General features: G+C 52.4%; 10 protein-coding genes. 4 read left to right on the top strand and 6 right to left on the bottom strand.

All coding sequences use genetic code 11. The features are described 5' to 3' along the window. From VMJ32_12470 to VMJ32_12460, 3 genes are all read left to right on the top strand, one after another. A partial coding sequence (locus tag VMJ32_12470; protein ID HTQ39835.1) for a hypothetical protein occupies positions 1 to 223 on the top strand: 223 nt, incomplete at its 5' end. 234 nt (positions 224 to 457) lie between these two features. After that, positions 458 to 3,073 carry a response regulator gene (locus VMJ32_12465; GenBank protein ID HTQ39834.1) on the top strand — a complete coding sequence of 872 codons (2,616 nt, stop codon included), beginning with the start codon at positions 458 to 460 and terminating at the stop codon, positions 3,071 to 3,073. A gap of 14 nt (positions 3,074 to 3,087) precedes the next feature. After that, entirely contained in the window at positions 3,088 to 4,128 is a 1,041-nt protein-coding gene (locus VMJ32_12460; protein HTQ39833.1) for an HD domain-containing phosphohydrolase, read from the top strand. 7 nt (positions 4,129 to 4,135) lie between these two features. Here the strand turns inward: VMJ32_12460 and VMJ32_12455 are convergent, their stop codons facing one another. The 3 genes from VMJ32_12455 to VMJ32_12445 all read right to left on the bottom strand — a co-directional run bounded on the left by VMJ32_12455 (position 4,136) and on the right by VMJ32_12445 (position 10,730). Beyond that, a complete protein-coding gene (locus tag VMJ32_12455; GenBank protein HTQ39832.1) occupies positions 4,136 to 5,608 on the bottom strand; it encodes a DUF1552 domain-containing protein in 1,473 nt (490 codons plus the stop codon). A gap of 27 nt (positions 5,609 to 5,635) precedes the next feature. After that, on the bottom strand, positions 5,636 to 8,062 hold the full coding sequence (locus VMJ32_12450) for a DUF1592 domain-containing protein (GenBank protein HTQ39831.1): 2,427 nt from the start codon (positions 8,060 to 8,062) through the stop codon (positions 5,636 to 5,638). Positions 8,063 to 8,378: 316 nt separating this feature from the next. After that, positions 8,379 to 10,730: a calcium-binding protein gene (locus tag VMJ32_12445; protein HTQ39830.1), complete on the bottom strand. Its 2,352-nt coding sequence runs from the start codon at positions 10,728 to 10,730 to the stop codon at positions 8,379 to 8,381. Between the two features lie 308 nt (positions 10,731 to 11,038). On the opposite strand from VMJ32_12445, the gene VMJ32_12440 reads away from it, so the two are divergent. After that, complete coding sequence (locus VMJ32_12440) at positions 11,039 to 12,013, top strand: C-terminal binding protein (GenBank protein ID HTQ39829.1); 975 nt, start codon at positions 11,039 to 11,041, stop codon at positions 12,011 to 12,013. A 27-nt stretch (positions 12,014 to 12,040) separates the two neighbouring features. Here the strand turns inward: VMJ32_12440 and VMJ32_12435 are convergent, their stop codons facing one another. From VMJ32_12435 to VMJ32_12425, 3 genes are all read right to left on the bottom strand, one after another. Further along, positions 12,041 to 12,649 (bottom strand): pyroglutamyl-peptidase I, encoded by a 609-nt coding sequence (locus VMJ32_12435; protein HTQ39828.1) that lies wholly within the window; start codon positions 12,647 to 12,649, stop codon positions 12,041 to 12,043. Positions 12,650 to 12,769: 120 nt separating this feature from the next. After that, positions 12,770 to 13,735 carry an aldo/keto reductase gene (locus VMJ32_12430; protein HTQ39827.1) on the bottom strand — a complete coding sequence of 322 codons (966 nt, stop codon included), beginning with the start codon at positions 13,733 to 13,735 and terminating at the stop codon, positions 12,770 to 12,772. A gap of 86 nt (positions 13,736 to 13,821) precedes the next feature. Continuing rightward, the coding region (locus tag VMJ32_12425) for a ferrochelatase (GenBank protein ID HTQ39826.1) at positions 13,822 to 14,338 on the bottom strand (517 nt) is incomplete at its 5' end.

The following is a 14,338-nucleotide window of genomic DNA, read 5'->3' as shown; positions in this document are numbered from 1 at the left end:
TCGCTGGTTTCTGTCATGCTATGCCTGGTCACGTTATCCCGCAATATTTCTGACACAGGCATTCTATCCTGCGAAAGGTGGCCGTAGACGCGCGTTGATTTCTGAAGCGTTTTTCGGTTCCCCTCTTTTAGAATTTGCGGCAATGCTCAACCGTAGGACAGAAGAATATCCACTAGAACTTGAAATTCAAGGACTTATGGTCTGTTTTTCCGTCAGGAAATGAGCAATTTATCTCTGGGCCGCAATTCTGTCCGCAATTCATAAGCTACGCTACTTATGACCCCGACAGGGCCCATCTGTGGGCATGTCGCAGGTGCTGATTTTCCGAATTAGGCGGCGGTTCGTCAGACCTTGGGTAGTTTCCAAAGATCGTTTGCAGTTAGCCGTGAGTCCGGCACACGGCGTGGCTTGAGGCCCCGGTGCGCTAACTGCGGACCTATTACGCATTGGCCGCCAGATGGATGCTTGTGAAAAACCATCGATCGCTTTACAAAATCGCCGCTTTGTGGCGTTTCAGGCAAGTTCTCCGCCCATTGCAACTCGCGAGCAAGCCGTAGAAGCGCTGCGCCAAGCGGAAGCAAAATATCGCAGTATTTATGAAAACGCAGTAGAAGGAATTTTTCAGACTACACGCGAAGGAAATTATCTCAGTGCCAATCCTGCCTTGGCGCGAATTTATGGATACCAGAATCCACAGGAATTGATTGAATCCATCGGTGACATCGAGCGCCAGTTATATGTCGATCCCAAACGCCGCGACGAGTTCATTCGGTTGATGGAAAATCCGGGATTTGTCACAAATTTTGAATCGGAAATTTACCGGCGAGACGGCACAATAACTTGGATTTCCGAAAGCGCCAGAGCAGTGCGCGATGCACGTGGGGAACTAGAATACTATGAAGGCACGGTGGTGGACATTTCGGAGCGAAAGCAATCGGAAAGACTGAGCCGAGAAAAAGAAGCAGCGGAAGCGGCCAATCGTGCCAAAAGCCAGTTTCTGGCAAATATGAGCCATGAATTACGTACTCCGCTCAACGGCGTAATTGGCATGCTCGATTTGCTTGCTGACTCTGCACTCTCACCGCAGCAGCAGAGGTATGCGACGATAGCTCGTTCCTCGGCCGATTTACTGCTGAGCGTCATCAATCAGATTCTCGATTTTTCGAAGATCGAAGCTGGCAAATTAGAATTGGAGAGCATCAATTTTGATCTTCGTTCGCTCATCGAAAGCGCTTTGGAAATGCTAGCCCCCAAAGCTGAGCAAAAAGGTTTGGAGCTTGCGCTAAACATGTCGCCGGAATTACCATCGGCCGTGCGCGGCGACCCGCATCGGTTGCGACAAGTCATGGTCAATTTATTGAATAACGCCATCAAATTCACGCGGCAAGGCCAAGTTCAAGTGCGTTTAATGCTGGAATCGGAGACCGACCAAGGGTGCGTGATTCGGGTGGCCGTGGAGGACACTGGAATCGGCATACCTGCAGATCGTTTAGGCCGATTGTTCCAATCTTTTTCGCAAATCGACGCCTCCACCACACGGCAATTCGGCGGTACTGGTTTAGGATTAATCATTTCCAAGCAGCTTGTGGAACTAATGGGGGGCATGATCGGGGTAAAAAGTCAGTTCAATTCGGGCTCGACATTCTGGTTCCGGCTGCCACTCCAGAAACAAATCGAGCCCGTTTTGGAACAAAACACGTTGCCAGTGGAGTTGGAAGGCATGCGCATTTTGGTGGTGGATGATAATGCCACAAACCGCGAAATCTTGTTCCGCCAATTATCCAATTGGCATTTTCGTGCCAATCTAGCTCCTGATGGACAAACCGCATTGGAAATGTTGCGCAACGCCGCCATGCGTGGCAGACCGTTTGCGCTTGCTGTTCTCGACGGCAATATGCCGAAAATGAATGGCTTTGAGCTGGCTCGTCACATCCGCGCCGAGGAAATACTTCGCTCGCTCCCGCTGGTGATGTTGACATCGCTTTCGATGGCGCCCGCGAATGTCGATATCGATCACCTGGATATCGCAGATTTTTTGACCAAGCCCGTACGCCAATCGCGGCTCCTGGATGCAATTATAACCGTAGCAAGCAAACATTGTTGCGGCGTAACGGCTGCTGCACCGACGGTGTACAAACAGGTCGCAACTCATGCCGCATCAGTCTCGGCTGAGATGCCGCAATCAAAATTAACAACAAAGAGCAACAGCTCCCGATCACAGTGTAGGCTTTTGCTCGCCGAGGACAATGAAATTAATCGCGCTGTGGCATTGGAAATTCTGCAAGGGGCGGGCTTTCGATGCGAGGTAGCAACCACAGGCCGCGAAGCAATCGAACGTCTACTGGCCCAACCCTACGATGTGGTGCTCATGGATTGCCAGATGCCGGAAATGGACGGCCTGACGGCGACACAGGAAATTCGCAGGCTTGAGTCGCAGGGCGCATTGCGAGAGCGCTGTTACCGCGTGCCGATCGTGGCACTCACGGCGAATGCTGTAGCAGGAGATCGTGAGATATGTTTGGCCGCCGGCATGGATGATTATCTGACCAAACCGCTAGATTCGCTGAAGCTTGTCGAGTTGTTGGACGGAATTTTGAAGTCGGCGATGGGAATGGATCGTACGCGAGTAGAGAAACAATCACAAATATCGCAAGACAACTGCACTTCTCAGACTCCGTTTGCGATCCATTCGCAAGCATCTGAATGTGATCACAATGCTCCCATTAACTTTGAAGAACTGACACAGCGCTGTTTGGGGAATCTTGATTTTGTCCAACGCATACTTTGGAAACTTATAGAACACCTCCCCTCCGATCTGGCTCAATTGGAAGAATCGATTTTGCATGGATTCCTAGTGAAGGCTGCGTCACAGGCGCATGCCATCAAAGGCTTAGCGGCTAATCTTTCCGCGGGATCCTTGCGACAATGCGCCAGCGATCTCGAAGCCGCTTGCCGAAAAGATAATGGCATACTTGCGCAAGATAAATTACTGTTGGTGAAGGAAGCATCTCGTCGTTGCTTGGAGATTATCCGGGACCGATTCTCGACGATTGAGAAAACATTGACTGAATAATTGTCAGATTCATTATGGTTGTGCTGATTGTAGAAGACGACGAAATCTCGCGCGAAATGCTCGCAAATACCTTGCGTCATGCCGGATTCGAGGTGCTCACTGCCAACGACGGCACAGAGGCTCTGGAAATTCTTCGCGCTGGCACTTGCCGGTTGGTTATTACCGATTGGGAAATGCCTTTTATGAATGGTGTTGAGTTGTGCCAGGCCATTCGACGCGGAGAATTTCCCGGTTACATTTATGTGATTCTGCTGACTAGCCGCGATAGTCCTGAGGAAACCGTCGAGGGCCTTTCTGCCGGTGCTGACGATTTCATCACCAAGCCTTTTGATTCGGCGGAGTTAGTGGTGCGCGTGCAGGGGGGCGAACGGGTGTTATCGCTGGAAACACGCGAGGTCACCATCTTTGCTTTGGCGAAGTTAGCCGAATCACGCGATCCGGAAACTGGGTCCCATCTGTATCGAGTGCGGCGCTATTGTCGGGTGCTTGCGCAGCAGCTAGCTAGTGAGCCTGAATATGCTGATGAGATTGATGCCGAATACGTGCGATTGATTTACGCCACCAGCCCCTTACACGATATTGGAAAAGTAGGCATCCCCGACCATGTGTTGCTTAAGCCTGGTCTGTTAAGTGCGGCGGAATTTGAGGTGATGAAAACCCACTCGTCACTAGGGGCCGAGACGCTTGGAGCAGCTTTGGAGCAATATCCGCAGGCCAAATTCTTAAAGATGGCTCGGGACATCGCTGCCACGCATCACGAACATTGGGATGGAAGCGGATATCCGAACGGATTGGCAGGCAAGCAGATTCCCTTGTGCGGTCGGATCGTCGCGGTGGCCGATGTCTATGACGCCTTGTGTTCCAAACGAGTTTATAAAGAAGCTTACGGGCACGAAGTGGCCCGGTCAATTATTATCGACGCTGCGGGGAAGCATTTCGATCCCGGAATCGTCAAGGCATTTCTCGCTTGCGAAGACCAATTTGTAGCTATTCATCAGCAGTTTTGCGATCTCAATAAGGCTGAGACTGGAACGGCCTTGGCACCGTTGCGCTGAATTCGCTTCAAATTCCCTGGGCGCGACCGGTGGAATCGCCGAAGCGATCGACGCCTTGGACCCCCAGTCGATCCAGCATGCTTAGAAATAAATTACATGCGGGAATGGAGTTGAACTTCACATAGCGGCCTGGCGATAAGCCGCCGCCGCCATCGCCAGCCAGCACGATGGGCAAATTTACGTGTGTGTGACGGTTGCCATCAGCATTGCCACAGCCGTAGACAATCATCGAATTGCGCAGCAGCGATTGCCCATCGACATCCTGGGTTTGAGTCAATTTGTCTAAAAACCAAGCGAACTGCTTCATGTACCAGGCGTCAATTTCACCAACCTTTGCCAGCATTTCTTCATTGCCGTGATGGTGCGATAAGTCGTGGTGACCCGCGGAGATGTTCAGTTCCGGGAACGGACGGTTACTGCCATCGTGTGCCATAATCATGGTGGCGATGCGGGTAGAATCGGTTTGAAAAGCTAACACCAGCATGCTGTACATCAGGTGCAGATGTTCCTCATAACTGGCCGGGATGCCAGCTGGGGTGTCCATGGCGGGGTCGGGTGGCGGTCCGAATCGCGCGGCACTTTCAATGCGCTGCTCGATTTCCCGAACGCTGGTCAAATAATCGTCCAGTTTTTGCTGATCTCGGCCGGTCAAATTCCGTTTTAAAGACCGGGCGTCGTCCATCACAAAATCAAGAATGGAACGCTGTTGCTGCTGTCGACGCACGTAATTTTCCTGGCGTTGGCCCGGTGGTCCAGCCCCGAACAAGCGTTCAAATACCAAGCGTGGGTTGGCTTCAGGGGCTAGCGGCGAAGTGGGAGAACGCCAGGCCATATTGTATTGGTAGGCACAGGAGTAACCTGAATCGCAATTCCCGGATTTGCGGGCAGGCTCGCACGACAATTCCAAAGAAGGAAATCTTGTGAGATGGCCAATATGTACGGCGGCCACTTGATCGACAGAGACGCCAGCATGGATATCGGCGCCAGCGGTTTTTCTCACGCGGACGCCGGTCAAGAAGGTGCCGTTTGCACGGGCATGGTCGCCGGCGCCGTCAGGTCCGGGCGTCGCATTGAGATGGTCCAATCCATCGAGTACCTGCACATGCTGCTTCAGTTTCTCCAGGGGCTGCATCGTGCGGCCGAATTGGAAATCATTGCTGCCATAGGGAACGCCGGCGCGGCCGGACGAAAGACTGTTTTCTGTCACAGTCGGCCACCAATAATCTTGCCTTGCTCCGTTCGGGAAGTACACAAAAGCCATACGCAATGGCGCGCCGGTTGCTGTGCTTGCTAGGGAGGGAGCAGCGGCGTCGGCGGCAACCTTGGTAATAACTTCCGCGGCGCGCAGTTTTGAAGGGAGCAACGATTCAAACGCGGGCAGCGCCACACACACACCCAGACTTTGCAAGAAGTGCCGCCGGCTCAAATCGCCCTGCCGTTGCGTGGCATGCAAGAGATGTTGGGAATTGCCATGTTTCATAGCCATACCTACTGGCACGAGTATAAGTTAGGGCTTTTGAACTGGCTCACCGGTGGAGGTCACTGGCGGATTCCGCCTCTTCTCAAATTGTGGCGAATCTACAATTCCCGTCAAGAGAGCGGAAAACCGGCCATTTTCGCGCTGCAGGCGGTCTACAATTTGGTCAACTGCATCCACATCATCATAATCTAAACCCCTGCCCAACGCATAAGTAAGCAGTTTTTCCGTCAAACAGCGATAAAAATCTTCGCGGTATTGGTTGAGCAGAATATCCTTAAGCTGTTTGACGTCTTCAAACTTTTCCCCGGTTAAAAGTTGCCCTGTTGTTTCTATCGGCTGTCCGCGTTCCTTTTCTCGCCATCTTCCTAAGGCGTTAAAGTTTTCAAAACCCAATCCAATGGGGTCCATCCGTGCATGGCAAGAACTGCACAACGGTTGGCTGCGATGCACTTCCAGAATTTCTCGCATGGTTGGTTGATGATCCTTAAAACCCTTTTCCGAGTCTTCCAGCAGGGGGACATTGCCTGGTGGCGGCGGGGGCGGGCAGCCAAGGATGTTATCGAGGATGAATAAGCCGCGTTTCACGGGAGACGTACGGTCGGGGTTCGATGTAACCACCAACACCGCCCCCATGGTCAGCACTCCGCCACGAGGGCTGTCGTTGGGCAAATCGACCCGCCGCATTTCGCTGCCTTGCACACCGGGAATGCCGTAATAGTTCGCAAGTTTTTCGTTTAAGAACGTATAATCGCAGTCGATTAAATCCAAAACGCTGCGATCTTCATGGAGCATGTATCCAAATAGCATTTCAGCTTCCTGCCGCATTGCCCGACGTATTTCTCCGTTCAGTTCGATTGTATTAGGCCGATTGCGTATTTGGCGGAAGATGGCCCGTCGATCGACTTCTGGCCCTGCATTGCGCAAAGCGTCGAGCAGCTTTCTTAAGTCGTCATCCTCGCGAGCCATGACGGCTTGCTCATTGATGGGCGTGCCTTCCACATCGCGCACTTGAAGCCATTGGCCAACGAAGTTTTGGATGAAGGCTTCGCTACGGGGGTCTTTGATCATCCGTTGAACTTGATTCTTTAAATTCTTTCTTAGCTGGCCCCGCTCTGTCAATTGAAAAAGCTCGTTATCCGGCATTGAAGACCAAAGAAAATAAGACAATCGCGATGCCAAGGCATATTCGTCCAAGGGTGGATATGCCTCACCCGAATGATTGGGTTCGGATTCTTCTACCCGGAACAAAAACCGGGGTGAAGCCAGAATGGCTACCATGGCCCGTTGCACCCCTACTTCGAACCGCTTGTCGGGCTGGGAATAAACGGAATCGGCGATGGAAACCAGACGTTCAACCGTTTCATCATCCACCGGGCGACGGTAAGCCTGCTTGGCGAATCGGCTCAAAATCTCACGAGCGTAGGCACGGCGATCCTCTGGACTTGTGGGTGGTTCGTCGCGAGTAAAAAACCGATCGTAATTCTTGGTTCGTACGCGGTATTGATCCTCTTCGGGTCCCTCGACTTGCACGGAAAGAATTTGCAACTCGAGGGAGTTAATTTTTTTATTGGTCGAGGTAAGCGGCTCTAGACTTAGCGTCAGCGGGTGCTCGCCGGCGGTCAATTGCTGCTGGAATTCAAAATGGAATTTCTTGCTGTCGTACCAGCCAAATTCCTCCTGCACTTCCTGCTGGCCGTCTACTTTGAAAGTAATCCGGCATCGCCCAGGGTCATATTCAAAGTTGCCTTGGACATTTAAATCCAGTAACAGGCGGTACGTTCCGGAGTGCTGTGCTGGGAAAGTCTGGGATACGACCGCTGGTTCGTAGAACGACAACCGGCCGCCGTTTAGTTTTCCATCAGCGCCGCGAAAACTGCTGCCAGGAATTGTATGTTCGTCGATTGATTTGGGTTCGGTCGGCACAGCGCCGGCCACGATAGTTTCGGCTGCCTTCAGATACTTTTCCAGCAGGAGGGGTGAGACGGTAAGCACATCACCGATGTTGTCGAAGCCGTAGCCCGTATCGTCGGCCGGAAATTCTTCACTCGTTTTGTAATCAAACCCCATCAGGTCGCGGATTGTGTTGCGGTATTCTTCTCGGTTCAATCGCCGCAGTGTGATGCGCCCAGGGTCGGGATCAGTGGGATTGATGCCCAAGGCTTTGTACTTGATCCATTGCGCAAGCAGCTGTTGTTCATCACTGGACGGCCGCGGATTTCCAGCGGGCGGCATGATGTTAGAACGGACGTTGCGAAGCACCTTCCACCACAAGTCCGGATTGTGGACCAAATCGTCGTCAGACTTGAATTCATCGAAAACCACCTGCCCTTTCTTTTCTCCATAACCGTGGCATTCATAGCAATATTGGACGAGAATTGGCTCGATTTTTTCATGAAAATCGGGTAGTTGCCCAGCGTCGGCTCCCATTGCCGGCTGCACTATCAGCAGTGACATTGACGCGCACGCTAATGCCACCAGTGCAGCCAAGCGTTGCAGCCCTTCAATGAATCGTAATTCAGAAGCCTGTTTGAACACTGGCAATAGATCCCCTGCTCAGCCGAATGTTTGAATGCATTCCAGTTTAAACCATTGGAGCGATTCGGAGCAAGAAAACCACAGGCAAAGTGGGAATAATAGTTTGATTTGCGGGACGGACTACTGATGTGTGCTGTGCAGGGGAAAGGCATTTTTGGGCGGAATCCACCTGAATTCTGCGCCCCATTTCCTAGAGCCAAGTGGATAACAAGGCAGGCAACATGCAGAATGTAATTTAATTGAAAGCTTCGCCGCTGGAGAAATCAGTAATGGTATCTTGGTTTGAACCGCTGAGCGTGGCAAAAAACCAATCAAGATTGTCGTCCGTGGGAGTAACGACGCTGCCGCCCGTGAGGGTATCGGACGACGTATCGTCGAAGATATTCGTCGAGTCGAATGTGGGAATGGTGGTGACGCCAGTGGTTCCGGCACGCAACTCAGCCACACGCGTGGCAAAAGGCAGCTGCGTAGTTGTGGTGTTACCCATCGAATCCGTGGTGGTAATGGAATCCAAAATCCAGAAATTGAGAATAGCGTTCTGTGTAGCACCGTCGGTATCAAAGCTGGTGGTGCCGCTGATCAAAATGTCCTCGCCGCCCTCGCCGTTCAGAATGTCGCGGCCGGCGCCACCCATGATTAAATCGCGACCGGAGCCTCCGGTGATAGTATCGTTACCATTGCCGCCGACCAGAATATCGTTGCCGCCCATGCCGTTGATGATGTCATTGCCGCCATTGCCCCAAATTAAATTGCCATTGGTGTTGCCGGTCAGCACGTCATTTCCCGAGCCGCCTAAAATGTCAGTCATATTGCTGACGCCCCCGGCGATATTTGTTGCCGTACCGGTCGTCAGATTGACGTTAATTGCTGTCGTATAAGCGGAGTAATCGAGGGTGTTGAAATTGGTGGTGTCGCCGCCGTCGATATGGCCGGAAAATTTCTTACCGTTGGGAATCACGAAGGTGTCGTCCATCGGTCCGCCGGTCAGATTTTCGATGCCGGAGAATGTGAACGTGCCGTTGATATTGCCCGCGTTGTTGCCGGTGATGGTCCAAGTGTTTTGTGCGCCGGCGGCAGGCGTGGGGCCGATCACGGTGTCGATTGTTGACGTGCTGCTGCCGCCAATTACTCCGGTGATGTTCGCTATGCCGCCAGCCCCTGTCGCGCTATTCGCCGTGAGATCAATCGTAATGGGCGTTGTGAGCAATGAATAATTGAGCACATTCGTGCCCGGGCCTCCGTCGATCGTCCCGGTAATATCCCCTAGCCCGGTCTTCGCGAAGAGGAACGTGTCGTTCTTCGTGCTGCCTGTAATCGTGTCGACATTGGTGAACGAAATGCCGCCGACGTTGCCGGCGTTGGTTCCGGTGATATTCCACGTATTGTTGGCATTGGGCCCGATGAAGTCGACATTGACGCCGGTCATGGTTGAGCCGACCACAGATTGGATTCGTGCAAAGTTTGACGCCACGACATTCAACGACGTTGTGTACGCGCTATAATCCAGGGTGTTGCTGCCTGCGCCACCGTCGATTTTGCCAGAAACCGTGGCGCCATCGGCGAAAACAAAATCGTCGGCGACAGTACCGCCGGTTAGATTCTCAAAGCTGGTGAAACCGACTCCGTCAAAGGTGATTGCGTTTGCGCCGGTAATATTCCAGGTGTTGGGTAGTGGTGAACTTATCAAAGTATTCGGACCTGTTAGCGTGTCGTTTGCCGCACCGCCGATAATGTTTTCGATGTCCGTCGAAAAGCGACCAACGCCTGTGGCAGAGTGAGTTTGCAGGTTCACGCTGACTGGTGTGGTGGAGGCGGCAAAGCTAATGGTGTCGTTGCCCGCGCCCCCGGAGATTGTCGAACTGACGCTTTTTCCTGGGGTCAATAGAAAGGTGTCGTCGCCTGTTCCGCCGGTCAAATTTTGAATATTGCCGAAATGAAACGTGCTGTTCAGATTACCACCGTTGGTAACCTGGATGTTCCACGTGGTATCGACATTCGGCCCCTGTAACGTATTGACGCCACCGGAACCGTCAATAACGGTGGGAATCACCGAAAAATTATTCACGGTGAAGATGTCGTTGGCGTTTTGTCCGGCAATGTTCAAAAGTTGGATACTCGTGCCTACGGGCGTGTAGGCGAAGCCATTGACCTGCACAGAGGATGTATCCAGCACGAAGGTATTGATGCCTGCATGGCCGATAATGCTTAGCTCGTTGGTGCCCGTCCCACCGTCTACAGTGACTGGTTTGTCGATGCTCTTGATCGTGACCAGATCGTTGCCATCGCTCCCAAACACTTGAATTTGGTTAATCGAGCTAATTGCAACAGGGGGGATTGAGTTGCTGATTATCTGCCCATTCAGCGTGACTTGGGCATTTATACCGTTGCTAGTGGGGGCAATTAAAATGGTGTCATTCCCGCTGGTGCCGTTGACTGTCAGCAGACCACTACCGGAGTCAAAACTAACTGTTAAAACCCGTTTTTGCTCTAACTGTTCAAATCGGGCATTTCGTGTCCGTGCATGGGTCCAACGAGTTGGTCGGCGAGTATGCTGCCGGATGCGGAAGACGTGAGCGCTCCAGAACATCGTACTTATTCCAGTTGTAAATCGAAGTTTCCCCTGAAGCTCGGGACGGATTGGCGTCCGTTGCTTATAAACATTTATTTTAACCATGAAACCAGGTGGTCGCAAAGTTTTGACACACAATCCGGAAGAAACCGTATATAACAGTCCTATTACCCACGCGAAATGGAGTTGCGAAATGGTCCGAAGCAATTTGGCTTGATGGGCTTTTTATCTTCGCGTGGCTGGCCTGTGTTTTGAGATTGTCCAGTGTGCGACGAACCTTCGCGAAACTGTTTTGCACTATGTAATTCTTACCCTTGAACGTGCATATGTTGCGAGTATTGTTAACTGACTACGCATGGCCGGATTTGGGCATTGAACGCGGAATCTTGCGTAAAGCCGGCGCGGAACTCATTGTTGCGCCGCAACAAGATGACCAAACGTTGAGCCGCTTAGCTGCAGATTGTGATGCCGTAATGACCAATTGGGCAAAAGTGACGGAATCGGTGATCGCTGTTGCCCAGCAATGCAAAATCATTTCTCGCTTGGGTATTGGGTTAGATAACATCGACGTGGCCGCCGCAACTCGCCGCGGCATCGTGGTTACCAACGTGCCCGATTACTGCGTGATTGAAGTGGCGGAGCACGCTTTGGCCTTGCTATTGTCGTTGTCACGGAAAATTGCGTTTTATCACCAGGAAACGAAATCGGGTCGATATAGTTTGCAAGATGGCCCTGCCTTGCGCCGAATAGAAGGCCAGAATTTGGGGATTGTGGGTCTGGGTAACATCGGTCGCCGATTGGCTGAAAAAGCCATCGCTCTCAAAATGCGCGTGCTTACCTCAGGGCGCACGCAAAAAAGGCAACAAGACCTGCCCTCCGGCGTTGAATGGTGCGAGTTTGACCAGTTGATTCAGAACAGCGATTACATCAGCCTGCATGTGCCGCTAACGCCCGAAACTAAGCACATGATGGGCGCACGGCAGTTCGCGCTCATGAAGCCGACGGCATATTTAATCAATACGTCCCGTGGTGGGTTGATCGATCAAATGGCTTTGGCCGCTGCACTTCAGGCCGGCCAATTGGCCGGCGCGGCACTAGACGTGCAAGACCCCGAACCGCCTGATCTCACGCAGCCGCCGTTTAACGATTGTCGTGTAATTGTTACGCCACACGCCGCCTTCGTGTCGATCGAATCGTTAGAGAATTTGCGATCGCGTACGGCACGGCAAGTGGCAACTTGTCTTCAAGGAGGTGTTCCGGAAAATGTGGTTAATCCAGAAGTGTTGCGCAGACGCGAATAAGTTGCCACGTCTTCGAACATTGCAGATTTATGATTTCGGCCTGGAAGCCAATTCTTCCAAAATCAAGCGCACAGCATTTGCAGATACAGCTACCGGCAACGCGGCAGTGCCGTGCGGTTCGTTCACCACTTGCGATATATCCAAAGGCACATGGATAAACGCCGCCAGCGTGGAAAGCGACATTCGTTCCGCCAAATAGTGCGACCAATACAGTGTCGCATTACACAAGTAAGTGCCCGCATAATAAGAGACTTGTGTGGGAATGCCGGCTCGCCGCAACTTCACCGCCCAATCTGCCAGCGGCAGTTCGCTTCGATACGCCACCGGTCCGTCGTCCGTGAGCGTCCGAAACTGATCGGGCGATTGACTGCTCGAACCGCCGATATTTAGCCCAATCGCTTCGAGTTGAATTCGCGAACTCCCCGGGGCCTGCCCAAGATGCAGGGCATAGTCAAAATTACTCGATAAATCTGCGGCCAAACGATCCTTCATTTCAGAAAAATCGACTGGATACAACCGCGTGGTGATCTGGGGCTCCTCCGGCAAACTTTGCGTCAGATGCACCAGCGCCAGCCAACTGGCATTCGCTTTCCAGCGATCGTACGGTTCAAAGGCAGTCAGCAAAACACGCGGCATAGCTGCAGTGATAAATAATTCAGCGAAAGTGAATGATTGCAGTCGTTCGCGGCTTTGGTTGCTTGCGGGTTAGCAACAGCTCATTGTTTATGATAAACATCAATGCACGAGAGAGACTTTTCACACCGCAGTGCGTGAAACAATTTTGCCGCGCCGTTGGATAGCGCCGTTAATGCGGGCCAGGTGGGTTCCCGAGAGTTTCCAACTCATGGCGGCCGCGGTTTCTTGGATTTGCGCGGGCCGTTTGGCGCCACACAAAGCACTGGTTATGCCCGGCTGATGAATGGTCCAATTGATAACGACTTGTGCCACAGTGTGGCCGGCTTCGGCAGCAATCTGCCGAAGTTCGTCCAGAAATGCTTGATTTCTTTCCCACTCCTGCCCGTGATACATGGGATATTTTCGTCGGCCGTCACGGGGGTCGAATTGATGATTTCGAGCAAACTTCGCCGTGAGTAATCCTTTCATCAATGGCCAATAGATGCAAACAGCCATACCATGCTCACGGCACCAAGGAAGCGTATCGACTTCGATTTCCCGCTGTAGCATGTTGTAGCAGGGCTGGTATGCGGCGATAGGGCACACTGCCGCGAAATCTCGTAGTTGCTGAAGTGTGGCATTCGATACACCCACGCTCCGAGTTTTGCCTTCGACCATCAGTTGCTTCAATTCGCCAGCCGATTCGGCCACGGGTATCTGCGGGTCGGGCGCATGCAGGTACAGCAAGTCAACCCAATCGGTATTGAGCCGCCGCAAGCTTTCCTCACATTGCCGTCGAAGAGTGACCGGCCGAGCATCAGAAATTCGCTGTCCGGCCGCATCCCAATGAATTCCGCCCTTGGTGGCAATTACAACCTCGGCACGGCGACGTCCCAGTGCCTGAGCTAACAGCCGTTCGCTTTCTCCGTGGGAGCCATAACAGTACGCCGTGTCAAAAAAGTTGACACCAGCATCCAATGCTGCCGCAATCGTGGCCAGGCTATCGGCTTCGTTCACGTCCAGCGAGGTCATGCCCGCCATGGGCCACGTGCCCAGCGCAACGGACGAAATGCGGAGGTTGGTGTTGCCGAGAGTTCGTAATTCCATAATTCCAAAATAGGGCAAATACCCAAGTGAAGTGTTTACCGTGCGACTATTAAATCATCGCTGACCATTTGTCACTTTACCTGTTCTTACTTGCGGCAACAGTCGGGTGGACACACGTCAGGGCTCGGACCGAAGGCGCCTAACGCTGGCCGCTCAATTTCTGCATTCATTCGCTCTGATATCAATTCACAAATCATTTGCACAAACCGCGGATGCGTGCCAACCGTTTTGGCCCGAATCAAATTGATGCCTAGCGTTTCGGCCGTGTGTTTCGCCTCCAAATCCAAATCGTACAACACTTCGATATGGTCCGAAAGAAAGCCGATGGGCACCACTACTACGTCGTGCACATGATCGGCAGCGAGTTTATGTAAATGGTCGTTAATGTCCGGTTCCAACCACGGCTGCGATGGCGGACCACTACGGCTTTGATATACCAATTGCCAATTCGGTTGCCCGACGGCGGCCGCCACCAATTGGCAAGCGTCTCGAAGTTGTTGTTCATATGGGCATTTCTCGGACATTGCCAGCGGAATACTGTGGGCCGTAAATACCAGTTGTGCTGAATGGCGACCATTTTCATTTGGAAATTGCCGCAAAGCC

The organism is Pirellulales bacterium, assembly GCA_035499655.1.
Taxonomy (GTDB): domain Bacteria; phylum Planctomycetota; class Planctomycetia; order Pirellulales; family JADZDJ01; genus DATJYL01.
Note: the sequence above shows the minus strand (reverse complement) of the source record. Positions and strands in the feature narration are given on the sequence as shown.

Excerpts from the sequence above, each read along its gene's own strand:
- VMJ32_12465 (HTQ39834.1), top strand. The coding sequence starts at position 458 with ATGGATGCTTGTGAAAAACCATCGATCGCTTTACAAAATCGCCGCTTT.
- VMJ32_12460 (HTQ39833.1), top strand. The coding sequence starts at position 3,088 with ATGGTTGTGCTGATTGTAGAAGACGACGAAATCTCGCGCGAAATGCTC.
- VMJ32_12455 (HTQ39832.1), bottom strand. The coding sequence starts at position 5,608 with ATGAAACATGGCAATTCCCAACATCTCTTGCATGCCACGCAACGGCAG.
- VMJ32_12450 (HTQ39831.1), bottom strand. The coding sequence starts at position 8,062 with ATGTCACTGCTGATAGTGCAGCCGGCAATGGGAGCCGACGCTGGGCAA.
- VMJ32_12445 (HTQ39830.1), bottom strand. The coding sequence starts at position 10,730 with ATGTTCTGGAGCGCTCACGTCTTCCGCATCCGGCAGCATACTCGCCGA.
- VMJ32_12440 (HTQ39829.1), top strand. The coding sequence starts at position 11,039 with ATGTTGCGAGTATTGTTAACTGACTACGCATGGCCGGATTTGGGCATT.
- VMJ32_12435 (HTQ39828.1), bottom strand. The coding sequence starts at position 12,649 with ATGCCGCGTGTTTTGCTGACTGCCTTTGAACCGTACGATCGCTGGAAA.
- VMJ32_12430 (HTQ39827.1), bottom strand. The coding sequence starts at position 13,735 with ATGGAATTACGAACTCTCGGCAACACCAACCTCCGCATTTCGTCCGTT.